The organism is Pseudomonas aegrilactucae (assembly GCF_019168305.1).
Lineage (GTDB): Bacteria > Pseudomonadota > Gammaproteobacteria > Pseudomonadales > Pseudomonadaceae > Aquipseudomonas > Aquipseudomonas aegrilactucae.
The window spans coordinates 20,733-44,652 of record NZ_JAHTBI010000040.1; the positions used below are offsets into that span (position 1 = coordinate 20,733).

General features: G+C 64.5%; 18 protein-coding genes, 4 tRNA genes and 1 pseudogene. 4 read left to right on the top strand and 19 right to left on the bottom strand.

What is annotated here, in order from left to right:
- Positions 1–49: 49 nt before the first annotated feature.
- The 9 genes from KUO17_RS12155 to leuC form a co-directional block, all read right to left on the bottom strand.
- The gene (locus tag KUO17_RS12155) at positions 50–670 is read right to left on the bottom strand and encodes a phosphoribosylanthranilate isomerase (RefSeq protein ID WP_217975814.1); all 621 of its coding nucleotides are present in this window, start codon (positions 668–670) and stop codon (positions 50–52) included.
- Positions 671–708: 38 nt separating this feature from the next.
- The gene (gene truA / locus KUO17_RS12160) at positions 709–1,584 is read right to left on the bottom strand and encodes a tRNA pseudouridine(38-40) synthase TruA (protein WP_217975816.1); all 876 of its coding nucleotides are present in this window, start codon (positions 1,582–1,584) and stop codon (positions 709–711) included.
- 88 nt (positions 1,585–1,672) lie between these two features.
- On the bottom strand, positions 1,673–4,396 hold the full coding sequence (locus tag KUO17_RS12165) for a motility hub landmark protein FimV (RefSeq protein ID WP_217975817.1): 2,724 nt from the start codon (positions 4,394–4,396) through the stop codon (positions 1,673–1,675).
- A 175-nt stretch (positions 4,397–4,571) separates the two neighbouring features.
- Entirely contained in the window at positions 4,572–5,582 is a 1,011-nt protein-coding gene (locus KUO17_RS12170; RefSeq protein ID WP_217975818.1) for an aspartate-semialdehyde dehydrogenase, read from the bottom strand.
- Between the two features lie 199 nt (positions 5,583–5,781).
- Positions 5,782–6,894: an aspartate-semialdehyde dehydrogenase gene (gene asd, locus KUO17_RS12175; RefSeq protein WP_217975819.1), complete on the bottom strand. Its 1,113-nt coding sequence runs from the start codon at positions 6,892–6,894 to the stop codon at positions 5,782–5,784.
- Positions 6,895–6,959: 65 nt separating this feature from the next.
- Positions 6,960–8,042 (bottom strand): 3-isopropylmalate dehydrogenase, encoded by a 1,083-nt coding sequence (gene leuB, locus KUO17_RS12180; protein WP_217975820.1) that lies wholly within the window; start codon positions 8,040–8,042, stop codon positions 6,960–6,962.
- A gap of 54 nt (positions 8,043–8,096) precedes the next feature.
- Positions 8,097–8,864: a class I SAM-dependent methyltransferase gene (locus KUO17_RS12185; protein WP_217975821.1), complete on the bottom strand. Its 768-nt coding sequence runs from the start codon at positions 8,862–8,864 to the stop codon at positions 8,097–8,099.
- Positions 8,865–8,982: 118 nt separating this feature from the next.
- Positions 8,983–9,627 carry a 3-isopropylmalate dehydratase small subunit gene (gene leuD, locus KUO17_RS12190; RefSeq protein WP_217975822.1) on the bottom strand — a complete coding sequence of 215 codons (645 nt, stop codon included), beginning with the start codon at positions 9,625–9,627 and terminating at the stop codon, positions 8,983–8,985.
- Positions 9,624–11,057 carry a 3-isopropylmalate dehydratase large subunit gene (leuC, locus tag KUO17_RS12195; RefSeq protein ID WP_217975823.1) on the bottom strand — a complete coding sequence of 478 codons (1,434 nt, stop codon included), beginning with the start codon at positions 11,055–11,057 and terminating at the stop codon, positions 9,624–9,626. Before leuC ends, leuD begins: the two co-directional genes overlap by 4 nt.
- Positions 11,058–11,200: 143 nt before the next feature.
- Here leuC and KUO17_RS12200 point away from each other — a divergent pair, with 143 nt between their 5' ends.
- Positions 11,201–12,079 carry a LysR family transcriptional regulator gene (locus KUO17_RS12200; protein ID WP_217975824.1) on the top strand — a complete coding sequence of 293 codons (879 nt, stop codon included), beginning with the start codon at positions 11,201–11,203 and terminating at the stop codon, positions 12,077–12,079.
- A gap of 64 nt (positions 12,080–12,143) precedes the next feature.
- On the top strand, positions 12,144–15,440 hold the full coding sequence (locus KUO17_RS12205) for a PAS domain S-box protein (RefSeq protein ID WP_217975825.1): 3,297 nt from the start codon (positions 12,144–12,146) through the stop codon (positions 15,438–15,440).
- Positions 15,441–15,601: 161 nt separating this feature from the next.
- Here the strand turns inward: KUO17_RS12205 and KUO17_RS12210 are convergent, their stop codons facing one another.
- From KUO17_RS12210 to gltX, 10 genes and pseudogenes are all read right to left on the bottom strand, one after another.
- The gene (locus tag KUO17_RS12210) at positions 15,602–16,045 is read right to left on the bottom strand and encodes an Hsp20 family protein (RefSeq protein ID WP_163951014.1); all 444 of its coding nucleotides are present in this window, start codon (positions 16,043–16,045) and stop codon (positions 15,602–15,604) included.
- A gap of 114 nt (positions 16,046–16,159) precedes the next feature.
- Positions 16,160–17,119, bottom strand: a complete 960-nt coding sequence (locus KUO17_RS12215; RefSeq protein WP_217975826.1) for a tRNA dihydrouridine synthase — start codon at positions 17,117–17,119, stop codon at positions 16,160–16,162.
- A 49-nt stretch (positions 17,120–17,168) separates the two neighbouring features.
- Positions 17,169–17,606 carry an acyl-CoA thioesterase gene (locus tag KUO17_RS12220; RefSeq protein WP_217975827.1) on the bottom strand — a complete coding sequence of 146 codons (438 nt, stop codon included), beginning with the start codon at positions 17,604–17,606 and terminating at the stop codon, positions 17,169–17,171.
- A gap of 44 nt (positions 17,607–17,650) precedes the next feature.
- Positions 17,651–17,960 (bottom strand): annotated as a pseudogene (locus KUO17_RS12225) (alpha/beta fold hydrolase); the annotation flags it as partial.
- 61 nt (positions 17,961–18,021) lie between these two features.
- Positions 18,022–18,561: a TetR/AcrR family transcriptional regulator gene (locus tag KUO17_RS12230; protein WP_217975828.1), complete on the bottom strand. Its 540-nt coding sequence runs from the start codon at positions 18,559–18,561 to the stop codon at positions 18,022–18,024.
- A 165-nt stretch (positions 18,562–18,726) separates the two neighbouring features.
- A tRNA-Glu gene (locus tag KUO17_RS12235) sits at positions 18,727–18,802 on the bottom strand.
- Positions 18,803–18,846: 44 nt separating this feature from the next.
- A tRNA-Ala gene (locus KUO17_RS12240) sits at positions 18,847–18,922 on the bottom strand.
- Positions 18,923–18,975: 53 nt separating this feature from the next.
- A tRNA-Glu gene (locus KUO17_RS12245) sits at positions 18,976–19,051 on the bottom strand.
- A gap of 77 nt (positions 19,052–19,128) precedes the next feature.
- A tRNA-Ala gene (locus KUO17_RS12250) sits at positions 19,129–19,204 on the bottom strand.
- Between the two features lie 321 nt (positions 19,205–19,525).
- Complete coding sequence (gene gltX, locus KUO17_RS12255) at positions 19,526–21,007, bottom strand: glutamate--tRNA ligase (protein ID WP_217975829.1); 1,482 nt, start codon at positions 21,005–21,007, stop codon at positions 19,526–19,528.
- Positions 21,008–21,151: 144 nt separating this feature from the next.
- On the opposite strand from gltX, the gene KUO17_RS12260 reads away from it, so the two are divergent.
- On the top strand, positions 21,152–22,192 hold the full coding sequence (locus KUO17_RS12260; RefSeq protein ID WP_217975830.1) for an HlyD family secretion protein: 1,041 nt from the start codon (positions 21,152–21,154) through the stop codon (positions 22,190–22,192).
- Entirely contained in the window at positions 22,182–23,732 is a 1,551-nt protein-coding gene (locus KUO17_RS12265) for an MDR family MFS transporter (protein ID WP_255263552.1), read from the top strand. Before KUO17_RS12260 ends, KUO17_RS12265 begins: the two co-directional genes overlap by 11 nt.
- Positions 23,733–23,920 lie beyond the last annotated feature (188 nt).

Below are 23,920 nucleotides of genomic sequence, written 5' to 3' on the forward strand. Positions count from 1 at the left end.
ATGGACGATGGCGCACCGCCAGCCGTCACATCGGCCATGCAGCCGCCCTTCATGCCTGGCGCACCGCACGCATGAACGCCGCGATACGTGCAGGATCCTTGACGCCCTTGGCCTGCTCTACCCCGCCGCTGACATCCACCGCATACGGCCGCACCTGGGCGATGGCCGCACCGACATTGTCGGCCGACAGGCCACCGGCCAGGATGATCGGCTTGCTCAGGCGCTCGGGGATCAGCGACCAGTCGAAGGCTTCGCCGGTGCCGCCCGGCACGCCGGCCACATAGGTGTCGAGCAGGATACCGCTGGCATTGGCGTAGTGCCTGCACTGCGCCTCCAGGTCGTCGCCCGGTCGCACGCGCAGGGCCTTGATCCACGGCCGGTTGAACCCTTCGCACTCGGCCGGGGTTTCATCGCCATGAAACTGCAGCAGGTCCAGGGGCACCGCCTCGAGTATTTCAGTCAGTTCGCAGCGGCTGGCATTGACGAACAGCCCCACGGTGGTCACGAACGGCGGCAAGGCGGCGATGATCGCCCGCGCCTGCTGCACGGTCACCGCGCGCGGGCTCCTGGCATAGAACACCAGGCCGATGGCGTCGGCCCCCGCCTCGACCGCGGCCAGCGCATCCTCGATACGGGTAATCCCGCAGATCTTGCTGCGAACAGCGGACATGGCCTGTGAACCTCAGCTGAACCGGAAAGCCCCGGATGTTAGCAAATGCCTTGCGGGCCGTCAGCCGTCAAAGACTCGTAGCCGGTGAGGAAGTGGGGCCCGATGAAACGCTCGGGCAACTGGAACTCGTCGTGGTACTCCACCTGCACCAGGTACAGGCCGAACGGGTGCGCGGTCACACCGCCGGAGCGGCGCACGCGGCTTTGCAGCACCTCGAGCGCCCACTCGGGCGGGCGCTCGCCGGCGCCGATGGTCATCAGCACCCCGGCAATGTTGCGCACCATGTGGTGCAGGAAGGCGCTGGCGCGGATGTCCAGCACGATCATGCGTCCGTGCCGGCTCACGCGCAGGTGGTGGATCTGCTTGACCGGCGACTTGGCCTGGCACTGGCCGGCACGGTAGGCGCTGAAGTCGTGGGTGCCGACCAGGTAGGCTGCGGCCTGGGCCATGCGCTCGGCGTCCAGCGGGCGGTGGTTCCAGGTGATCTGGTCACCCAGGTGCGCAGGGCGAATCTGGTCGTTGTAGATCACATAGCGATAACGCCGGGCGATGGCCTTGAAGCGCGCATGGAAATGCGCCGGCATCTGTTGCGCCCAGGACACGCTGACATCGTGCGGCAGGTTGATGTTGGCGCCCATGGTCCAGGCTTTCATGCTGCGCACGGCCTGGGTATCGAAGTGCACCACCTGGCCGCTGGCATGCACGCCGGCATCGGTACGCCCGGCGCAGTGCAGCGACACCGGCGAGTCGGCCACTTTGGACAACGCCTCTTCCAGGGTCTGCTGCACGCTCAGCACGCCACTGGCCTGGCGCTGCCAGCCGCGGTAGCGGGTGCCTTTGTATTCCACGCCCAGCGCGATTCTGAAATAGCCTTCGGCCGCCGCTTCAGCAGCGGCGTTATCAATGATTTCCAAGGGATACAGCCTGTCGATATGCACAATGGCGCAGATTATAACGACAACGGCAGCCACAAGGGCTGCCGTTGGCCTTTCAGGAGCGGGTTCAGCTCATGTGCGAGCGCAGGTCGATGGCTTCCTTGCGTTGCGCTTCGGTGCCTTCCTTCATGACCTCGTCGAGGATGTCACGGGCACCATCGTTGTCGCCCATGTCGATGTAGGCACGCGCCAGGTCGAGCTTGGTCGCCGCCTCGTCGGTGCCGGCCAGGTAGTCGAACTCCGGCTCGTCAAGCAGCAGGTCGGCCGCGTCATCGGCGGTGAAGTGCGGCGCGATGGACGGCTGCTCCAGGCTGCCCGAGAGCTTTTCGAGCTCGGCGTTGACGTCGTCCAGCTCGGCGGCAAAGCTGTCGGCCAGCGGGTCCGGCTCGTCAGCCAGCGACAGGTCGAAATCGTCGGCCAGGGCCAGGTCGGGGAAGCCGTCATCCAGCCCCAGCGACTCGTCGAACGCGGCAAGCTCGGCCTCGATATCCAGGGGCGCGTCAGGCTCAGGCTCGGCCGCCGCGGGCGCAGGCTCAAGGCCCATGTCCAGGTCGAAGTCGGCCAGGTCATCGAGGGTCGGTGCAGGCTCGACAGCAGCCTCCACTGGCACCTCGGCAGGCGCAGGCGCGGCCAGGGGCTCGGGCTGCGGTTCAGGCTGCGGCTCGGCCTGTGCCTGGGTCTGTTCTTGCAGCAGGGTATCGAAATCAAGGTCGTCGAGCGCCGCGATATCGGCGGGCGGCGTGGCTTGCGGCGCCTGCGGGTCATCCATTTCCAGGCCTTCGAGGCCCTCCAGGTCATCCAGGCTCAGGTCGAAGGCACTGTCCAGGTCGTCGTCGCCCGGCAAGGCGGCAAGCTCCGCCTCAGGCTCCGGGTCTGGCTCCAGATCATCCTGCAGCAGTTCCTGCACGTACTGGGCGTCCAGCTCGGCCGCCAGCGCCGCAGCGCTGACGCCCGCCGCAGCCACGCCCAGCATGGCCGGGAAGCGCTCCTTGAGCGATTCGACGTCGGCATGGTTCTGGCCATTGGCGACCAGTTGGCGCTCGTGACCGACAAACGCGTCACGATCACCCTGGCGCGCGTACACCTCCATCAGCTTCAGGCGCAGGTCACTACGCTCCGGCGCCTGCTCCACGGCAGGCTCGAGCAGCTCGGCCGCATGGTTCAGGCGGCCTTGCGCAATGCTCTGCTCCACTTCTGCCAACAGGGTGTCGGTGGCCGGCACAGGGGCCGCGACCGGCGCGACCACGACGGGCTCTGGCTCTGGCACGATCAGCGGGGCAGGCTCGGGCTCAGGCGCAGGCGGCACCGGTTTTTCATAGACCGGTGGCAGCTCGGCAGCGGTGGCCGCAGCAGCAGAGGCGGCGACCACGCCAGGCGCCAGGGTCACGGTCGGCGCCGACACTTCCAGGCCTTCGAAGCTGCTTTGCGGCAATTCCAGGTCCGGGCCCAGGTCACTTTCCTCGGCCAGCGCGCGCGCCATGCGCATGTGTTTCTCGGACTCCTGCTGGGCACGCCGCTTGCGCGCCAACAGCAGCAGGAGCAACAGCAGCACCAGCAAGGTCGAGCCGGCAATCGCCGCCAGCAACCACGAGTTGCCAAGCAGGTCGTCGAGCATCTTGTCCGAGTCGCTCGGCGCTGTGGCCACTACCGGCGGCTCTTCGGGTACAGGCGCGGTATCGACGGCCGCAGGCGCCGGGGTCACCACAGGCTCGCTGGCCACCGGCTGCTGCAACTGGGCGTTGATGGCGGGTTGCTCGGGTGCCGGCACGCTGGCCGGCGCAGCGCTCTGGGCTTCGAGACGCGCCAGCTGGTCGTTTTTCAGTTCGATCAGGCGTTGCAGCTTGTCCAGCTGACTTTGCAGGTCGGCCACGCGGCTTTGCAGCTCGGCATTGTCGCGCCGGGTGGTGTCGAGGCTTTCTTCGGTCATGGCCAGCTTGTCGGCCAGCGCCTTGCTGTCACCGGCCGCGCCCTTGCCACCGGGCGCCACCAGCTTGAGGTTGTCCTGGTTGGCGATGCGCGCAGGCGCGGCTGCGGCTGCGGCACGCCGCGTGGCATCCAACTGGCGCGCACGCGGCCCCAGGCGCCGGCCTTCACGCCAGGCGGCGTATTGCTCGGCCACTTCCTTGACGGCCTGGCCCTGGGGTATGGCGGCGACCTGTTGCGCGTCGGGCAGGCGCAACACCTGGCCGACCTTGAGCTGGTTGATGTTGCCGTTGAAGAAGGCGTCGGGGTTGAGCGCCTGGATCGCCAGCATGGTCTGCTGCACCGAACCACCCTGGCGTGCCTTGGCGGCGATTTCCCACAGGGTGTCGCGGCGCACGGTGGTGTGCTGGCCCGCTGCAGTCACCGCAGGGGTGACGCCCGCGGCAGCCTTGGCCGCCTCGGGAGAGAACTTGGACGGGTCGATCAGTACGCTGTAGTCGCGCAGCAGCCGGCCCTGGGGCCACATCACCTGCACCAGGAACTTGACCATCGGTGCCGGCAGCGGCTGGCTGGAGGTCACCCGCAGCACGCTCTTGCCGCTGGGGTTGATCACCGGGGTGAAGGTCAGGTCGTTGAGAAACGCCTGGCGCTCCACACCGGCCTTGCTGAACTCTTCGACGGGCGCCAGGCTTGGCACCACCTCGGCAGCGGTCAGGTCGCGCACATCGAGCAATTCGATCTCGGCATCCAGGGGCTGGTTCTGCGCCGACTTCAGGGTCAGCTCGCCCAGGCCCAGGGCATGCGCCATACCGGAGGACAGCGCCGATGCCGCGGCTATTGCTAACACCAGTTTGCGAATTCGAAGCATGTCCTCATCCTTTGTATGAACCTTCCCCGGCTACCGAGAAGAAAGTGAAAAACCGCCGTGAGGCACTGACTGGCATGACCGCAGGGGCCATGTTGGCAAGATGCCCCGCAAGCGCCACACGGCAGCTCACTTCCAGCATTTCAGAAACATGATGCAAATCGTCGGCAAGTATCTTTTACGCAAGGTCTTTTATCAACCGCTCCGCCAACTGCACAGCGTTCAAGGCCGCGCCTTTGCGCACATTGTCGGTGGTCAGCCAGAGGTTCAGTTGCTCGGCCTCGTCGATACCGCCACGCACCCGCCCAACGTAGACCACATCCTGCGCCACCGCGTCACCAACCGGGGTCGGGTAATCGCCGGCGTCCACCAGCTCGACGCTGTCGGCAGCCTCCAGCACCGCGTTGACCGCCGCCACATCGACCGCCGTGCGGCTGTGCACGGCCACAGTGTAGCTATCGCCAAAAAATACCGGGACTTGAACGCAAGTCACGGAAATCTTGAGTGAAGGCAAGCCCAGCACTTCACGCAACTCGCTGACCAGGCGACGCTCCAGCGCACCATGCCCCTCGCTGTCGCTGGCACCGACCTGGGCCAGCAGGTTGAAGGCGATCTGGCGGTCGAAGAAGCGGGGCTCCAGCGGGCGCGCATTGAGCAGCTCGGCGGTTTGCCGGGCCAGTTCGCCCACCGCTTCACGGCCCTGGGCCGACACCGCCATGCACGCGGTCACGTTGACCCGCTCCAGTTCCAGCAGGTGCTTGAGCGGTGCCAGCACCACGGCCAGGGCCACGGCAGCCGCGCTCGGGCTGACCAGTTGGGCAGGCTTGCTCAAGCCCTGGATGACCTGCGGGTTGGCTTCGGGCACCACCGCGGCGACCTGCTCGGCCGACAGCGCGCCCGACAGATCGATCACCGCGCAGCCGGCGGCGCGCGCCTTGGCGGCGAAGCTGCGGGTGACTGCCGGACCAGCGGCAAAGAACGCCAGCTTGACCAGGCTGAAGTCGAAGGCATCCACTTCACGCACACGCAGGTTCTTGCCGCGGTAATTCACCGAACTGCCCGCCGACTCGTTGCTGGCCAGCAGGTGCAAGGTTCCCAGCGGGAAATCGCGCTCTTCGAGGATTTGCACCAGGGTCTCGCCGACGGTACCGGTGGCGCCGATCACGGCGATATCGAAAGTCTGGGTCATGGGCTGTGCCTCTGGCAGAACGGGGGGAGCGGCACTTTACTCGGATTGCCCCCTCGAGGCCACCCGACGCCTGCGGGTACGACAGCATGGGCAGGCGCTGCCGATGCGGCGCTGCCTTGCCGGCGAAGGCATCACAGCCGCCATGAAAAAGCCCCCTGCGTCGCAAGACGAGGGGGCCTGGTTTACTGCACAGCAGCGATCAGCGCTCCAGCAGGATGCGCAGCATGCGGCGCAGCGGTTCGGCCGCGCCCCACAGCAGCTGGTCGCCTACAGTGAACGCGCCCAGGTACTGCGACCCCATGTTCAGCTTGCGCAGACGCCCCACCGGGATGTTCAGCGTGCCGGTGACATTGGTCGGGCTCAGCTCCTGCATGCTGATCTCGCGCTGGTTGGGCACCAGCTTCACCCATGGGTTGTGCTGGCTGATCATCCCTTCGATGTCGGCGATCGGCACGTCCTTGTTCAGCTTGATGGTCAGCGCCTGGCTGTGGCAACGCATGGCACCGATGCGCACGCAGATACCATCGACCGGGATCGGGCTCTTGAAGCGGCCCAGGATCTTGTTGGTCTCGGCCTGGGCCTTCCACTCTTCGCGGCTCTGCCCGTTGGGCAGTTCCTTGTCGATCCACGGAATCAGGCTGCCGGCCAGCGGCACGCCGAAGTTCTCGGTCGGGTAGGCGTCGCTGCGCATGGCCTCGGCGACCTTGCGGTCGATGTCGAGGATGGCTGCTGCCGGGTTGGCCAGGTCATCGGCCACGGCGGCATGGGTGGCGCCCATCTGCCTGATCAGTTCACGCATGTTCTGCGCACCGGCGCCCGAGGCCGCCTGGTAGGTCATGGCGCTCATCCACTCGACCAGGCCGGCTTCGAACAGCCCGCCCAGGCCCATCAGCATCAGGCTGACGGTGCAGTTGCCACCGATGTAGTTCTTGGTGCCGGCATCGAGCTGCTGGTCGATGACCTTGCGGTTGACCGGGTCGAGTACGATGACCGCGTCATCCTGCATGCGCAGGCTGGAGGCGGCATCGATCCAGTAACCCTGCCAGCCGGCCTCACGCAGCTTGGGGAACACCTCGCTGGTGTAGTCGCCACCCTGACAGGTCAGGATCACATCGAGGGTCTTGAGCTCGTCAATGCTGTAAGCGTCCTTGAGCGGAGCAATGTCCTTGCCCACGGACGGCCCCTGGCCCCCGACATTGGAGGTGGTGAAGAACACCGGCTCGATCAGATCGAAATCCTGCTCTTCGAGCATCCGCTGCATGAGCACGGAACCGACCATACCGCGCCAACCGATCAGACCTACACGTTTCATCGCAACTACACCTTCGCTAAAAGTGGGCCGCCGCCTGACGGAAAATCAGCGGCGGGCCCGAGAGATTACAGATTACGCAGCGCTGCGACTACTGCGTCGCCCATTTGCTGCGTGCCTACCTTGCTGCAGCCGGCCGACCAGATGTCGCCGGTACGCAGGCCCTGGTCCAGCACCAGGCTCACGGCCTGCTCGATGGCCTCGGCGGCGGCGTGCTGGTTGAAGCTGTAACGCAGCATCATCGACACCGACAGAATGGTTGCCAGCGGGTTGGCGATGCCCTGCCCGGCGATGTCCGGCGCCGACCCGTGGCACGGCTCGTACATGCCCTTGTTGTTGGCATCCAGCGAGGCCGACGGCAGCATGCCGATGGAACCGGTGAGCATGGAAGCCTCGTCCGACAGGATGTCGCCGAACATGTTGTCGGTGACCATCACGTCGAACTGCTTGGGTGCACGTACCAGTTGCATGGCAGCGTTGTCGACGTACATGTGGCTCAACTCGACATCGGCGTAGTCCTTGGCCACGTCTTCGACGATTTCACGCCACAGCTGGCTGGAGGCAAGCACGTTGGCCTTGTCCACCGAGCACAGCTTGTTGCCGCGCACACGGGCCATGTCGAAGCCGACGCGGGCGATACGGCGGATCTCGCTTTCGCTGTACGGCAGGGTGTCATAGGCCTGGCGCTCGCCGCCTTCCAGCTCGCGGGTACCGCGCGGGGCGCCGAAGTAGATGCCGCCGGTCAGTTCGCGCACGATCAGGATGTCCAGGCCGGCAACGATTTCAGGCTTGAGCGAGGACGCATCGGCCAGTTGCGGGTACAGGATCGCCGGGCGCAGGTTGGCGAACAGGCCTAGTTGCGAACGGATCTTCAGCAGGCCGCGCTCGGGGCGAATGTCGCGCTCGATCTTGTCCCACTTCGGCCCGCCTACGGCGCCCAGCAGCACTGCATCGGCCTGGCGCGCACGCTCCAGGGTCTCGTCGGCCAACGGCACGCCGTGCTTGTCGATGGCCGCGCCACCGATCACGTCGTGGGACAGGCTCAGGTCGAGCTGGAACTTGTCGTTGGCCAGTTCCAGCACCTTGACCGCTTCGGCCATGATTTCCGGGCCGATGCCATCACCTGGGAGAATCAGAATCTGCTTGCTCATGGGGTCCTCTTATTCAATTCAAGCGGCGTGCCGCGATGGCCCACCGGAAAAAGCTCAGCGTTCGGCCCACAGCACCAGCACGTCGGTGCTGAAGGAGCCATCGGCTTCAATCTGGTAATACTGCCGTACTTCTTCGCCCATCGCCTGCTGCAATTGGCGGATCGCCGCGCGCATCGCCTCGGGGGTGCGCATGCGCTCCACCCACGAGGTGTATTCCAGGCGCAGGCGCTGACGGGTATGGCTGCGGGTGTACAGGCCGGCTTCGCTGACCTGGGCCAGCCACTCACCGGCAGAATAATCGCGCACGTGGCTGGTGTCGCGCAGCACTTCGACGCTTTGCAGGTAGGTGTCGAGCAACGGGCTGCCCGGCGACATCACGTCGACGAACGCGGCTACGCCACCGGGCTTGAGTACCCGGCGCACTTCGCGCAATGCCAGGCCAAGGTCGCTCCAGTGATGCGCCGAGTAGCGGCTGAAGACGAAGTCGAACGAAGCATCGGCGAACGGCAGGCGCTCGGCGGCGCCGCGTTCGGTGACGATATTGTTCAGGCCGCGTTCGGCAGCGGCGGCGGCGACCACGTCGAGCATCTGCTGCGACAGGTCGTAGGCAACCACTTCGGCCACCAGCGGTGCAACGTGGAAGCTTACATGGCCGGCGCCGCAGCCCAGGTCCAGCAGGCGTGCGCCGCCCTGCCCGGCCAGCGCGGCCTGCAGCAGGGCGAACTCGCTGCCCTGGGCGTGCACGGCACTGCTCAGGTAGGCCGAGGCCTGCTCGCCGAACTGGCGCTGGACGACTTCGGTGTGGGCGGTGGTGCGGGTCATCATGGATCTCCGGTGCCTGCTTCGCTGGCAAGCCAGCTCCCACAGGGTTTTGTGGCGCAACACCGACCCTGTGGGAGCCGGCGTGCCGGCGAAGGCGTCGGCACATTCACTGCATCATTCAGGCGTCGCGAAACAACCAGGGCTGGCTGGCACGGTGCCTGGCTTCAAACGTTGCAATCGCATCGCCATCCTGCAAGGTCAGGCCGATGTCATCCAGGCCGTTGAGCAGGCAGTGCTTGCGGAATGCATCGATCTCGAAGCCCAGCACCTTGCCGTCAGGGCGGGTCACGGTCTGCGCCTGCAAGTCGATGGTCAGCTGATAGCCCGGGTCGGCTTCGACCTGCTTGAACAGCTCATCGACCTCGGCGTCCTCCAGGATGATCGGCAACAGGCCGTTCTTGAAGCTGTTGTTGAAGAAGATATCGGCATAGCTCGGCGCGATGATGCTGCGAAAGCCATACTCTTCCAGCGCCCACGGCGCATGCTCGCGGCTCGAGCCGCAGCCGAAGTTCTCCCGCGCCAGCAACACGCTGGCGCCCTGGTAGCGCGCATGGTTGAGCACGAAATCATGATTCAACGGGCGCTTGCTGTTGTCCTGGTAGGGCTGGCCCACATCCAGGTAACGCCATTCGTCGAACAGGTTCGGACCGAAACCGGTGCGCTTGATCGACTTCAGGAACTGCTTGGGGATGATCTGGTCGGTGTCGACGTTGGCACGGTCCAGTGGCGCGACGAGGCCGGCGTGCTGGGTAAAGGCTTTCATGCTGCGCTCCCTTGGATCAACTCGCGTACATCGACAAAACGACCGGTTACCGCGGCAGCTGCCGCCATCGCCGGGCTCACCAGGTGGGTACGTCCACCGGCGCCCTGGCGCCCTTCGAAGTTGCGATTGGAGGTGGACGCGCAGTGCTCGCCACTTTCCAAACGATCCGGGTTCATCGCCAGGCACATCGAGCAGCCCGGCTCACGCCATTCAAAACCGGCTTCGAGGAAGATCTTGTCCAGCCCTTCCCGCTCGGCCTGCGCCTTGACCAGGCCCGAGCCCGGTACCACGATCGCCTGCTTGATGGTCGAGGCCACCTTGCGACCCTTGGCGATCACCGCCGCAGCGCGCAGGTCTTCGATCCGCGAGTTGGTGCACGAGCCGATGAACACGCGGTCGAGTTGGATATCGGTGATCGCCTGATTGGCGTTCAGGCCCATGTACTTCAAGGCGCGCTCGATGGAACCCCGCTTGACCAGGTCGGCTTCGGCCGCCGGGTCCGGCACACGCTGGTCAACCGCCAGGACCATCTCGGGCGAGGTGCCCCAGCTGACCTGTGGCTTGATCTGCGCCGCGTCCAGCTCGATCACGGTGTCGAACACCGCGTCGCTGTCGGACACCAGGTCTTTCCAGGCTTGGACGGCCAGGTCCCACTGCTCGCCTTTGGGCGAATAAGGGCGACCCTTGACGTACGCCACGGTTTTTTCGTCGGTGGCCACCAGGCCTACCCGTGCGCCCGCTTCGATGGACATGTTGCAGATGGTCATGCGGCCTTCGACCGAGAGATCGCGGATCGCGCTGCCGGCAAACTCCATGGCATGCCCGTTGCCGCCGGCGGTGCCGATCTTGCCGATCACAGCCAGCACGATGTCCTTGGCGGTCACGCCGAACGGCAGTTGCCCTTCGACACGCACCAGCATGTTCTTCATTTTCTTGGCCACCAGGCACTGGGTGGCGAGCACGTGCTCGACCTCGGAGGTGCCGATGCCGTGCGCCAGCGCACCGAAGGCGCCGTGGGTGGAGGTGTGCGAATCGCCGCAGACCACGGTCATGCCCGGCAGGGTCGCGCCCTGCTCCGGGCCGATGACGTGAACGATGCCCTGACGCACGTCGTTCATCTTGAATTCGGTAATGCCGTACTCATCGCAGTTCTCGTCGAGGGTCTGCACCTGCAGGCGCGACACCTGGTCGGCGATGGCCTCGATGCCGCCCTTGCGCTCAGGCGTGGTCGGCACGTTGTGGTCGGGCGTGGCGATGTTGGCATCGATGCGCCAGGGCTTGCGATTGGCCAGGCGCAGCCCCTCGAAGGCCTGCGGCGACGTCACTTCGTGAATGATGTGACGGTCGATGTAGATCAGCGCCGAACCATCGTCGCGCTGCTTGACCAAGTGCGAATCCCAGAGCTTGTCGTAGAGCGTTTTGCCAGCCATCAGACTTTCCTCATCAGTCTTTCTATGCCAATAACCCCTTGGCTTGTACGGACGATGCTATGGGGTTAGATTGAATAACTCAAATTCATAATTTTTATGCTTTGGATAACTTTCAGGAATCTGAAGTACGGGGATCTCTAGCTGTGGACCTGGCCAACCTCAACGCCTTCATCGCCATCGCCGAAACCGGCAGTTTCTCGGGTGCCGGCGAGCGCCTGCACCTGACACAACCGGCCATCAGCAAGCGCATCGCCGGCCTCGAACAACAGCTGGACGTGCGCCTGTTCGACCGCCTGGGCCGCGAGGTAAGCCTGACCGAGGCCGGGCGGGCGCTGCTGCCGCGGGCGTATCAGATCCTCAATGTGCTGGACGACACCCGCCGCGCCCTGACCAACCTGACCGGCGAGGTCAGCGGGCGCCTCACCCTGGCCACCAGCCATCACATCGGCCTGCATCGCCTGCCGCCGCTGCTGCGCGCCTTTACCCGGCAGTACCCGCAGGTGGCCCTGGACATCCAGTTTCTCGATTCGGAAGTGGCCTATGAGGAAATCCTGCACGGGCGCGCCGAAATCGCGGTGATCACCCTGGCCCCCGACCCCCACAGCCTGGTGCGCGCCGTGCCGGTGTGGGACGACCCGCTGGATTTCGTCGCCGCCCCCGAGCACCCGCTGGCGAGCAACGGCGCGGTGAGCCTGGCCGATATCGCCCATCACCCGGCGGTGTTCCCCGGTGGCAACACCTTTACCCACCATATTGTGCAGCGCCTGTTCGAAGGCCAGGGCCTGACGCCGAACATCGCCATGAGCACCAACTACCTGGAAACCATCAAGATGATGGTCTCGATCGGTCTGGCGTGGAGTGTGCTGCCACGGACTATGCTCGATGAGCAGGTTGCACCCATCGACTTGCCGGGCGTACAGCTGTCGCGCCAGCTAGGCTACATTCTGCACACGGAACGAACGCTATCGAATGCGGCCAGAGCCTTCATGGCCCTGCTCGACAGCCATGCGAGACACGCGTAAGGCCGCCCTCCCTGCCCCGGGCGGCCTGACCCAAAGGACGTAAGCCGCCAAAGGTCTGGTACCGATGCCCAAATCAGCGAAACGCTTTCCGCGCCTGCCCCGTATCCCTGCGGCAGACCCTCAAGAGCTGGAGCAAACCTGGGAGAATGCGCCGCAACTGCTGGCGGCGCTGAACGCTGCGCGCCTGGGGGCCTGGATGTGGGACGTGGGGAGCGGGCGCATCAGCTGGTCACGGGGCACCCAGGCACTGTTCGGCTTCGACCCCCAGCAACCGCTGCCCAACGACCTCGACTACCTCGACCTGCTGCCCGAAGAAGACCGCGCACGGACCCGCCAGGCGTTTCATGCGGTGCTCAGCGGTGAACCGGTCGAACAGGCCCTGCGCCATCGCATCCGCTGGCCCGATGGCAGCCTGCACTGGCTGGAGATCAACGGCAGCCTGGCCCGCGACCGTGATGGCCGGCCGCAGATGATCGGGGTGATTCGCGAGATCACCCGCCAGCGTGAACGCGAGACCGCGCTGATCAACTCCGAAAAGCGCTTTGCCACGCTGTTCCACCTCAGCCCCAACGTGGTGCTGCTGACCCGTCGCGTGGACGGGTTGATCCACGAGGTCAACCAGCACTTCGAGAAGACCCTGGGCTGGCCGGGCGCCCAGGTGATCGGGCGCACCACCCTGGAACTGGGGCTGTGGGCCGACCCGCAGCAACGCCAGCACGTGCTGGAGGCCACCCGCAGCACCGACGGCCCGGTGACCCTGGAGGTGCAGTTTCGTGCCAGCAGCGGGCAGATCCATGACGGCATCCTCTGTACCCAGGCCATCGAACTGGAGGGCGAGGTCTACCTGCTCAGCACCTTTGTCGACACCAGTGAGCGCAAACGTGCCGAACAGGCCCTCAAGGACAGCCAGGAGCGCCTGGACCTGGCCCTGGACTCGGCGCAGCTAGGCACCTGGGACTGGCACATCCCCAGCGGCATGCTCTATGGCTCGGCCCGCGCCGCGCAACTGCACGGCCTGGAGCCGGTGCCCTTTCACGAGCCGTTCGAGGCCTTCTTCGACGGCGTGCCAGAGCTTGAACGCAGCGGCATGCGCGAAGCCTACCGCAGCCTGCGCGAAGGCCCGGCGGGCAATTACCAGATCACCTACCGAATACAACTGGAAAACGGCGCCTCGCGCTACATCGAAAGCCGCGCACGCCTGTATCGCGACGCCACCGGCAACCCGCTGCGCATGGCTGGCACGCTGCTGGACATCACCGAGCAGGTCGAGCGCGAGCAGCGCCTGAGCAGCTCGGAAGAAAAGTTCGCCAGCCTGTTCCAGGTCAGCCCCGACCCCATTTGCGTCACCCGCCAGGACACCGGGCAGTTCATCGAGATCAACCAGGCCTTCACCCAGACCTTCGGCTGGAGCGCCGAGCAGGTGCTGGGGCGCACCGCCGAACAGCTGGGCCTGTGGGCCGAATCGGCGGCGCGCGCGCGGCGCATCGAACAGGTGATTCGCGACCAGGCGCTGAACAATGTGGCGGTGGTGATCAACCACAAGGACGGCCAGGCCCTGACCTGCGTGATCTCCAGCCGCCTGATCAAGGTCGACAACCAGCCCTGCAGCGTCACCACCCTGCGCGACATCACCCAGCAGCAGCGTGCCGAAGCGGCGCTCAAGGCCAGTGAAGAGAAGTTCGCCAAGGCCTTTCACTCCAGCCCCGACGCGATCACCATCACCGAGCGCGACAGCGGGCGCTACCTGGAGGTCAACGACGGGTTCTGCCGCCTGACCGGCTACAGCGCCGACGGCGTGCTCGGCCAGAGCATGGCCCAGATCGACCTGTGGGCCGATGACAAGCAGCAGGTGCTGCTGTTCAACGAGGTACAGGAACGCGAGCGCGTGCACCATCGCGAAATGCTCTGGCGCAGCAAGCACGGCGACATCCTCACCGTGGAGGTCTCGGTCGAGCCCATCACGCTCAACGAAACCGCGTGCCTGCTGCTGACCGCGCGCGACGTCAGCCAGTTGAAGAACGCCCAGGCGCAGATCCGCCACCTGGCCTATCACGACCCGCTGACCAACCTGCCCAACCGCGCCCTGCTGATGGACCGCCTGAGCCAGCAGATCGCCTTGCTCAAGCGCCACAACCTGCGCGGTGCGCTGCTGTTTCTGGACCTGGACCACTTCAAGCACATCAACGACTCGCTGGGGCATCCGGTGGGCGATACGGTGCTCAAGGTCATCACCGCACGGCTGGAGGCCAGCGTACGCCTGGAAGACACCGTGGCGCGCCTGGGCGGCGACGAGTTCGTGGTGCTGCTCAGCGGCCTGGAAGGCAGCCGCGACGAGGTGACCGAAAAGGTCCGGCAACTGGCCGATACCCTGCGCGAGCTGCTGGCCGAGCCGATGTCGCTGGATGGGCAGCGCCTGCAGGTGACACCCAGCATCGGCGTGGCACTGATCCCCGACCACGGCTCAACCCCGGCCGACCTGCTCAAGCGTGCCGACATCGCGCTGTACCGCGCCAAGGACTCGGGGCGCAATACCACGCAGCTGTTCCATAGCACCATGCAGAAGGCCGCCAGCGAACGCCTGCGCATGGAGAGCGACCTGCGCCTGGCCCTGGCCCGCGGTGAACTGGCGCTGCACTTCCAACCTCAGGTGGACGCCCGTGACAACCGTATCGTCGGCGCCGAAGTGCTGCTGCGCTGGCACCATCCGCTGCTGGGCCAACAGCCGCCCAGCCAGTTCATCCAGGTGCTGGAGGAAAGCGGACTGATCCTGGAGGTGGGCAGTTGGATCCTTGATGAAGCCTGCGATGCCTGCTCGCGCATGCTGCAGGATGGCCTGATCGACGCCATGGACTTCAGCCTGTGCGTGAACATCAGCCCGCGCCAGTTCCGCCAGAACGATTTCGTCGAGCGGGTGCGGCGCAGCCTGGACGATTACCGCCTGCCCTACCCGATGCTCAAGCTGGAGATCACCGAGGGCATCGTGATCCAGAACCTGGAAGACACCATCAGCAAGATGCGCGAGCTGAAAGCCTTGGGCGTGAGCTTCGCGATGGATGATTTCGGCACCGGGTATTCGTCGCTGACGTACCTGAAGCGGCTACCGGTGGATGCGCTGAAGATCGACCAGTCGTTCGTGCGCGATGCTCCGCTGGACCCCAACGACGCAGAGATCGTCAAGGCGATCGTGGCCATGGCACGCAGCCTGGACCTGGCGGTGATTGCCGAAGGGGTGGAGCTTTCCGAGCAACTGGAGTTTCTGGAGCAGTTGGGGTGCCATCTGTACCAGGGGTATCTGCACAGTCGGCCATTGCCGTTGAACGAGTTCAGGGCGATGCTGCTGCAGGCGCCGGCGGATTACTGAAAGACCGCGGCGCGGCCTTCGCTGGCAAGCCAGCTCCCACAGGGCCCCCACCGTTCTTGAGAAGCATGGTGTACCTGTGGGAGCTGGCTTGCCAGCGAAAGGGCCTGAAAGACGAGCACAGAAAAGGGCACCCGAAGGTGCCCGTTTTCACTCAGTTGCACTCAGTTCAGCGCAGGCTTGTCACCGTTGATCGGGATGCGCTTGGCCTTGGCTTCCTCAGGCACGACACGCAACAGATCGACACTGAGCAGGCCGTTGGCCAGCCCCGCCGACTTCACTTCGATGTGGTCAGCCAGGCGGAACGACAGTTTGAAGGCCCGCTGGGCAATGCCCTGGTGCAGGTAGGTGACGCTTTCGCCGCTGCTGTCACGTTTGCCGCCGGTCACGGTCAAGACGCCTTTTTCCACTTGCAGGTCCAGATCCTGCTCCTGGAAGCCGGCCGCAGCCACGACGATTCGATAATGGTCTTCGCCATGCTTTTCCACGTTGTAGGGTGGGTAGGTGCTACCCGACTCATTACGCGCCGCGGATTCGAACAGGTCGTTGAAACGGTCGAAGCCAACGGAATGACGGAACAGTGGAGCCAGAGAAAATGCGGTAGTCATGGTACATCTCCTGAAAGATCAGCGAGTCAGTTGTCGCGCGACCCGACTTCGGCATCGCGTACTCCCTAGATAAGGACCCGCCAGACCATTTCAAGCATCCACCGCAAAAAAATTTCAGGCCGCCGCGCTGACCGGCACGCCGAGCAGCCGCGCCACGCGGTCGCAGTCGGTCTCACGGCGCAGTTCGGTGAACAACGCTGTCGCCTCGGGGTAGGTGCGGGTCAGCATCGCCACCCACTGCTTCAAGCGGCCCGGCGCCTGGCGCTCGGTCATCTGCGCACGCGCCTGGAGCCAGAAGCCCTGCAGCAGGGGCTGCAGCGCCTGCCAGTCCAGCGGCACGAACTCGATGCCCTGACGCTCGGCAGCGATCTGCCGGGCCAGGTCCGGGCGCGACACCAGCCCGCGACCGAGCATGATGTCCTCGACCCCGCTGACCTCGCGGCAGCGCCGCCAGTCCTCGACGGTCCACACCTCGCCATTGGCGAACACCGGTACCTTGACCACCTCCTGCACCCGCGCCACGTACTCCCAGTGCGCCGGCGGCTTGTAGCCGTCGACCTTGGTGCGCGCATGCACCACCAACTGGTCCGCGCCGCCTTCGGCCAGCGCGCGGGCGCAGTCCAGCGCACCATCGGGGCTGTCGAAGCCCAGGCGCATCTTGGCCGTCACCGGGATATGCGCCGGCACCGCCCGGCGCACTTCGCGCAGGATGGCGTGGAGCAACTCGGGCTCCTTGAGCAGCACCGCACCGCCGCGGGACTTGTTCACGGTCTTGGCCGGGCAGCCGAAATTGAGGTCGATGACCGGCGCGCCCAGCTCGCACGCCAGCACAGCGTTCTCGGCCAGGCACACCGGGTCGGAGCCCAGCAGTTGCACCCGCAGTGGCACCCCGGCCGCCGTCTGTGCGCCGTGGTTCAACTCGGGGGCAAGCTTTTCGTACACGTGCGCCGGCAACAGCCGGTCACACACGCGGATGAACTCGGTGACACACCAGTCGATGCCGCCCACCTGGGTCAGTACGTCGCGAAGGATGTTGTCGACCAGCCCCTCCATGGGGGCCAGGGCAATTTGCATGGCGTGGGTCTCGCGCGAAAAAGGCCGGCAGTCTAGCAAAAACCGCAGCCTACCGTGCTCCGGCCATCGCAGCGCCGTAGCCTTCGATGAATTCGGCCGGCATGCGCTTGGGTTTGCCGGAGGACAACTCGATGCACACGAAGGTGGTTTGCGCGCGCAGCAAGGTGGTGCCGTCACTTGGGCGAATCAGCTGGAAGTGCCGGGTCATCTTCAGGCGCTGGTCCCAGTCGACGATCCAGGTGGCCAGCTGCAAGGCATCGTCTTCATAGGCGCTGGCCAGGTAGTCGATCTCGTGGCGTACCACGGCCATGGCGCGGTCCAGGCGGCGGTACTCGGCCAGGTCCAGGCCCAGGCGCTGCGAGTGGCGCCAGGCGCAGCGTTCCAGCCAGGTGACGTACACCGCGTTGTTGGCGTGGCCGAGGCCGTCGATGTCCTCGGCCCCGACCTGAAGGTCAATGGTAAATGGCGTTGCCCGATCCCAGTTCATGCCCGCTCCCGATCTTAAGTGAACGGGCAGAGTGTAACGGATGCTCAGGCCGATTGGCGTGCCGGCAGGACGCTGCGCTGCAGCAGCGCCAGCACGCCCTGCACCCGTTGCGGGTTGGCCAGCACACGCTGGTGCCCCCCCTTCGGGCAACAACAGCAACTGGCTGTCGAACCACGCCTGGTGGATCAGCCGCGCCTCGCTGACGGCCACCAGCGGGTCGTCTTCGGCATGCACGATGAAGCCCGGCAGCGCCAACTGGTAGGCGCTCACGTCCAGGCGCGCCACCGGCACCCCGACATCACGCTCGACCTGGCGGATGAACGCGGCGCTCGCACGCGCCGGCAAGCCCAGGTGCCGGCGCGGCAATGCTCACCGCCACGAATCCAGCTCAGGCTATTCATCGCATCGCTCCAGATCAGATCACCGCGGACTTGGCGGCACGCAATACACGGTCAGACAACTCATCACCACCCAGCGCCCTTGCCAGCGCCAGCCCTCCCACCATCAGGGCAAGGTCGGCCAGCACCTTGTCGGCGTCTTCGGGGGTATCGGCCAACTGCGCCATCATCAGTTCGATATGCTCGGCCAGCACGCTGCGAAACGCCTGCGGCAGGTGCGCAATCTCGCTCAGGGAGGCCGGCAACGGGCAGGCATGATCGGTGGCGTCACGGTGCTTGCGTGACAGATAGAACGCCGCCGCCAGGGCACGCCGCCCCTCGCCATCGAGTGCCGGGTCTACCTGCGACAGCAGCGCCCGGCGCTCGCCGAGCAACTGGCAGAACGCCTCGAGCATCAACGCGTCCTTGTTTTCGAAATGCGCGTAGAACCCGCCTACCGTCAGCCCGGCAGCGCCCATCACCTGCTGCACGCTGGGGTCTGCCGGGCCCTTCTGGATCAAGGCGCTACGCGCCGCATCGAGAATGCGCTCACGGGTCTGGGCTTTTTTGTCGAGCATGGCGGGCCTCCAAATATTATGGAGGCAATATTATGCTCGTAATATTTATTGACAAGCACTTTCTCCTGCAGGCCGTCGCTGCAGGAGAAAACTTTTCGGAGGGGAAAAAACAAAAGGCTCATTCAATAAGCGAATGAGCCTTGAAATCCCGCAAAGCGGGTAAAATGGCGTCCCCTAGGGGACTCGAACCCCTGTTACCGCCGTGAAAGGGCGGTGTCCTAGGCCACTAGACGAAGGGGACTTGTAACCTTCGTAGAGATCCGTTTTCACGAACCCTGGCAAAATTGGTGGAGCTAAGCGGGATCGAACCGCTGACCTCCTGCATGCCATGCAGGCGCTCTCCCAGCTGAGCTATAGCCCCAGATTTCTAGCCTCGCGGCCCAGTGATATCTTGCAACATCACTTGTATGAAACTGGCGTCCCCTAGGGGACTCGAACCCCTGTTACCGCCGTGAAAGGGCGGTGTCCTAGGCCACTAGACGAAGGGGACGAACCTTCTTACCACGACAACCCGGCCGCTGGAGCCAGATTGAATCCTGAGTTGTCACCAACTCCGGATAGGGGATTTGGTGGAGCTAAGCGGGATCGAACCGCTGACCTCCTGCATGCCATGCAGGCGCTCTCCCAGCTGAGCTATAGCCCCACAATGTCGCGTTGAACTGAATCGCTTGGCTGGGTGCTTCGCGCTTCGTTTCGTTCATCGCTGTGGACGGGGCGCATATTAAGATCGGATTGAAGACCTGTCAAATATATTTTCAACAAAATCCAAAAGAAATTTCCGAGATAACAATCACTTACCGTTTTACCAAGGGAAACACCCCGGTTTTGCGGGGTGAAACTCTGGTTTCTCGGTTGCTTGCACGGGCCTCTTCGCTGGCAAGCCAGCTCCCACAGGTTTTTGTGTATGCCGCAAAATCCTGTGGGAGCTGGCTTGCCAGCGAAGGGCCGCACAAGCAGCCCACTGTCAGGCGATGCTGCCCAGCAGCTTTTCCCATTCCTTGTTTTCTTTCTTCGACACGCCGCCCAGCAGGTCCAGCGCCTGGCGCAGACGGTAGCGGGTCAGGTCCGGGCCGAGAATTTCCATGGCATCGAGCACCGACACCGAACTTGCCTGGCCGGAAATCGCAGCGAACATCAGCGGCATGGCGTCACGCAGCTTGAGTTCCAGAGCCTCGACCACCGCCTGGATGCACCCGGTAATCCGCTCTTTTTCCCACTGACGCAGGCCTTCGAGCTTCCACAGGATCAACTGCATCACCTGGCGCACCTGGTCGGCCGAGAGCTTCTTGTGCTCGAACAGCTTGGCATCGAGTTTCAACGCACCTTCGAAGAAGAACCCGCCCAGCGGCGCGATCTGGCTGAAGGTCTCTACCCTGCCCTGCACGTGCGGCGCGATCTTCATCATGTAGTCGCTGTTGAACGCCCACTGCTGCACGCGCGCCGCGAACGCCTGTACCGGCAGTTCACGCAGCCACTGGCCGTTGAGCCACGACAGCTTCTCGATGTCGAAGATCGGACCGCCCAGCGACACACGCGACAGGTCGAAGTGCTCGACCATTTCGGCCAGCGAGAACTTCTCGCGCTCGTCGGGCATCGACCAGCCCATGCGGCCCAGGTAGTTGAGCATGGCTTCGGGCATGAAGCCCATGCGCTCGTAGAAGGTCACCGAAGTCGGGTTCTTGCGCTTGGACAGCTTGCTCTTGTCGGGGTTGCGCAGCAGCGGCATGTAGCACAGCACCGGCTGCTCCCAGCCAAAGTACTCGTACAGCTTGATCAGCTTGGGCGCCGATGGCAGCCACTCCTCGCCGCGCAGCACGTGGGTGATGCCCATCAGGTGGTCATCGACCACGTTGGCCAGGAAGTAGGTCGGCAGGCCGTCGGTCTTCATCAGTACCTGCATGTCCATGCGGTCCCACGGGATCTCGACATCGCCACGCAGCAGGTCCGGCACCACACACACGCCTTCGGTCGGCACCTTCATGCGGATGACGTGCGGCTCGCCTGCGGCCAGGCGGCGCTGCACTTCTTCAGGCGACAGCAGCAAGGCGCGGCCGTCATAGCGCGGGGTCTCGCCACGGGCCATCTGTTCGGCACGCATCTGGTCCAGCTCTTCGGCGGTGCAGAAGCACGGGAAGGCATGGCCCAGGTCGACCAGTTGCTGCGCGTACTGCTTGTAGATGTCGCCGCGCTCGCTCTGCCGGTAAGGGCCGTGCGGGCCGCCGACATCCGGGCCTTCGCTCCACTCGATACCCAGCCAGCGCAGGGCATCGAAAATCTGCTGCTCGGACTCGCGGGTGGAGCGCAACTGATCGGTATCTTCGATACGCAGGATGAATTCGCCGCCATGCTGCTTGGCGAAGCAGTAGTTGAACAGGGCGATGTAGGCGGTGCCGACATGGGGATCGCCAGTCGGCGAAGGCGCGATACGCGTGCGAACGGTGGTCATGAGAGTCTCGGACAAGAGATGAAACAAAGGCTGGATGTTAACAGCACGGGGCCACCCTGCTCCAGCAATGGGCACGATCAGCGCTTGTGTTAACGGATCCAAACCTTGTTAAATTTGCTTACATTTTTAGAACGACCGTACCCCATGCCTGCCCAACTCAAGCGTCGCCTGCTGATTTTCCTCACCCTGGTCCTGCTCATCGCCCTCGCCTTCCTCGCCCACTGGTACTTCAAGGGGCGTTTCTACGAGAGCACCGACAACGCCTATGTCCAGGGCGAAATCACACGGGTATCCAGCCAGTTGGGCGCGCGCATCGACCAGGTACTGGTCGAAGACAACCAGCACGTGGCCAAGGGCGACCTGCTGGTGCGCCTGGAAGCCGACGACTTCAGCTTTGCCGTGGAGCGCGCCCGCGCCACCCTGGCCACCCGCGAGGCCGAGCGCCTGCAGGCTGACAGCCGATTGACCCAGCAGGCCAGCCTGATCGCTGCAGGCCAGGCCCAGGTCACAGCCAACCAGGCCACGCTGGGCCGCACCCAACTGGACCTCAATCGAGCCCAGGCGCTGCGCAAACCCGGCTTCGTCTCGGAGGAGCGGGTGACCACCCTGTCGGCCGAAAGCAATGTAGCGCGCTCGCAGGTGAGCAAGGCGCAGGCGGATCTGCAAGGCCAACGCCAGCAGGTCAATGCGCTGGCTGCCGAACTCAAGCGCCTGGACGCACAGATCGCCACCGCACGGACCGACCTGGCCCAGGCCGAGCTCAACCTGAGCCGCAGTGAAATCCATGCGCCGATCAGCGGCATGATCGGCCAGCGCGCGGCGCGCAATGGCCAATATGTGCAGGCCGGCGCCTACCTGCTGTCGATCGTGCCCGACCAGGACATCTGGGTGCAGGCCAACTTCAAGGAAACCCAGATCGGCAGGATGCAGCCCGGCCAACGCGCCGAACTTCTGTTCGACAGCTACCCCGACACCCCCATCGAAGGCCGCGTCGACAGCCTGTTCGCGGCCTCCGGCGCACAGTTCAGCCTGCTGCCCCCGGACAATGCCACCGGCAACTTCACCAAGGTGGTGCAGCGCATCCCGGTCAAGCTCACCTTTGCCGCCGACAACCCGCTGCACGGCAAGATTCGCCCGGGCATGTCGGTAACTGCGACCGTCGATATCCGCGCCGATGGCCGGTGATCAACTGATCCGCCCCGCCGGCGAACCAAGCCGGCGCGACTGGATCGCGGTGATGAGCGTGATGCTTGGCGCGTTCATGGCGGTACTCGACATCCAGATCACCAATTCCTCGCTCAAGGACATCCAGGGCGCGCTGTCGGCCACCCTGGAGGAAGGCTCGTGGATTTCCACCTCCTACCTGGTGGCCGAGATCATCATGATCCCGCTCACCGCCTGGCTGGTGCAGTTGCTGTCCGCCAGACGCCTGGCGGTGTGGGTGTCGGCGGGTTTTCTGGCCTCCTCGCTGCTGTGCTCGATGGCCTGGAACCTGGAAAGCATGATCGTGTTCCGCGCCCTGCAAGGCTTTACCGGCGGCGCGCTGATCCCGCTGGCCTTCACCCTGACGCTGATCAAGCTGCCCGAGCACCATCGCGCCAAGGGCATGGCAATGTTCGCCATGACGGCCACCTTTGCGCCCTCCATCGGCCCCACGCTGGGCGGCTGGCTGACCGAGAACTGGGGGTGGGAGTACATCTTCTACATCAACATTCCGCCTGGGCTGATCATGATCGGCGGCTTGCTGTACGGGCTGGAAAAGAAGGCATCCCACTGGGAACTGCTCAAGCGCACCGACTACACCGGCATCGTCACCCTCGGCGTCGGGCTCGGCTGCCTGCAGGTGTTTCTTGAGGAGGGTCACCGCAAGGACTGGCTCGAGTCGGGCCTGATTGTCAGCCTGGGCAGCATCGCCCTGGTCAGCCTCATTACCTTCGTGATCGTGCAGTTTTCAAAACCCAACCCGCTGATCAACCTGCGCATCCTGCAGAACCGCAATTTCGGGTTGTCGAGTATTGCCAGCCTGGGCATGGGGGTCGGGCTGTATGGCTCGATCTACCTGCTGCCGCTGTACCTGGCGCAGATCCAGAACTACAACGCGCTGCAGATCGGTGAAGTGATCATGTGGATGGGGGTGCCGCAGCTGTTTCTGATACCGCTGGTGCCACAACTGATGAAGGTGATTTCGCCGAAAATCCTTTGCACGATCGGGTTCGGGCTGTTCGGACTGGCGAGTTTCAGCTCGGGGGTGTTGAACCCGGATTTCGCCGGCACCCAATTCAACCACATCCAGATCATCCGGGCGCTTGGGCAGCCGATGATCATGGTGACCATCTCGCTGATTGCCACAGCGTACATTCAGCCGCAAGACGCGGGCTCGGCGTCGAGCCTGTTCAACATCCTGCGCAACCTGGGTGGGGCTATTGGCATTGCGTTGCTGGCCACGCTGCTGGATGCGCGCACCAAGGTGTATTTCGATTACCTGCGCGAGGCCGTGGTGCCGACCAATGCTGCAGTGGCCGAGCGCTTGGCGTTGCTGACAGAGAAGCTGGGCAGCGAAGGTGCAGCATTGGCCAAGTTGAGTGAGATCACCCATCAGCAGGCGATGATCATGGCCTACAACGATGCCTTCCATTTCGTGGGGATCGGCTTGGCGGTGAGCATGGTGGCGGTGTTGTTGACGAAAAAGCTGCCACAGGGATTGAAAGCCGGCGAGGCGCATTAGTGTGCGGTGAATGCATCACAGGCACGCCTGGGGACGGGTGCGAAGCGGCAGTAGAACTGGTGCACGCGGGGTGTCTGATGCACCGTGCATGCAGGGGTTTTACGACCGCTGCGCGCTCGTTCGCTGGCAAGCCAGCTCCCCACGGCCTGCCGGCCAGAAGCGTATTTTTGGGCATGCACCGGTGACCG

Coding starts and splice junctions, on each gene's coding strand:
- KUO17_RS12155 (WP_217975814.1), bottom strand. CDS start 670: ATGTCCGCTGTTCGCAGCAAGATCTGCGGGATTACCCGTATCGAGGAT.
- KUO17_RS12165 (WP_217975817.1), bottom strand. CDS start 4,396: ATGCTTCGAATTCGCAAACTGGTGTTAGCAATAGCCGCGGCATCGGCG.
- KUO17_RS12170 (WP_217975818.1), bottom strand. CDS start 5,582: ATGACCCAGACTTTCGATATCGCCGTGATCGGCGCCACCGGTACCGTC.
- asd (WP_217975819.1), bottom strand. CDS start 6,894: ATGAAACGTGTAGGTCTGATCGGTTGGCGCGGTATGGTCGGTTCCGTG.
- leuB (WP_217975820.1), bottom strand. CDS start 8,042: ATGAGCAAGCAGATTCTGATTCTCCCAGGTGATGGCATCGGCCCGGAA.
- KUO17_RS12185 (WP_217975821.1), bottom strand. CDS start 8,864: ATGACCCGCACCACCGCCCACACCGAAGTCGTCCAGCGCCAGTTCGGC.
- leuD (WP_217975822.1), bottom strand. CDS start 9,627: ATGAAAGCCTTTACCCAGCACGCCGGCCTCGTCGCGCCACTGGACCGT.
- leuC (WP_217975823.1), bottom strand. CDS start 11,057: ATGGCTGGCAAAACGCTCTACGACAAGCTCTGGGATTCGCACTTGGTC.
- KUO17_RS12205 (WP_217975825.1), top strand. CDS start 12,144: ATGCCCAAATCAGCGAAACGCTTTCCGCGCCTGCCCCGTATCCCTGCG.
- KUO17_RS12210 (WP_163951014.1), bottom strand. CDS start 16,045: ATGACTACCGCATTTTCTCTGGCTCCACTGTTCCGTCATTCCGTTGGC.
- KUO17_RS12215 (WP_217975826.1), bottom strand. CDS start 17,119: ATGCAAATTGCCCTGGCCCCCATGGAGGGGCTGGTCGACAACATCCTT.
- KUO17_RS12220 (WP_217975827.1), bottom strand. CDS start 17,606: ATGAACTGGGATCGGGCAACGCCATTTACCATTGACCTTCAGGTCGGG.
- KUO17_RS12230 (WP_217975828.1), bottom strand. CDS start 18,561: ATGCTCGACAAAAAAGCCCAGACCCGTGAGCGCATTCTCGATGCGGCG.
- gltX (WP_217975829.1), bottom strand. CDS start 21,007: ATGACCACCGTTCGCACGCGTATCGCGCCTTCGCCGACTGGCGATCCC.
- KUO17_RS12260 (WP_217975830.1), top strand. CDS start 21,152: ATGCCTGCCCAACTCAAGCGTCGCCTGCTGATTTTCCTCACCCTGGTC.
- KUO17_RS12265 (WP_255263552.1), top strand. CDS start 22,182: ATGGCCGGTGATCAACTGATCCGCCCCGCCGGCGAACCAAGCCGGCGC.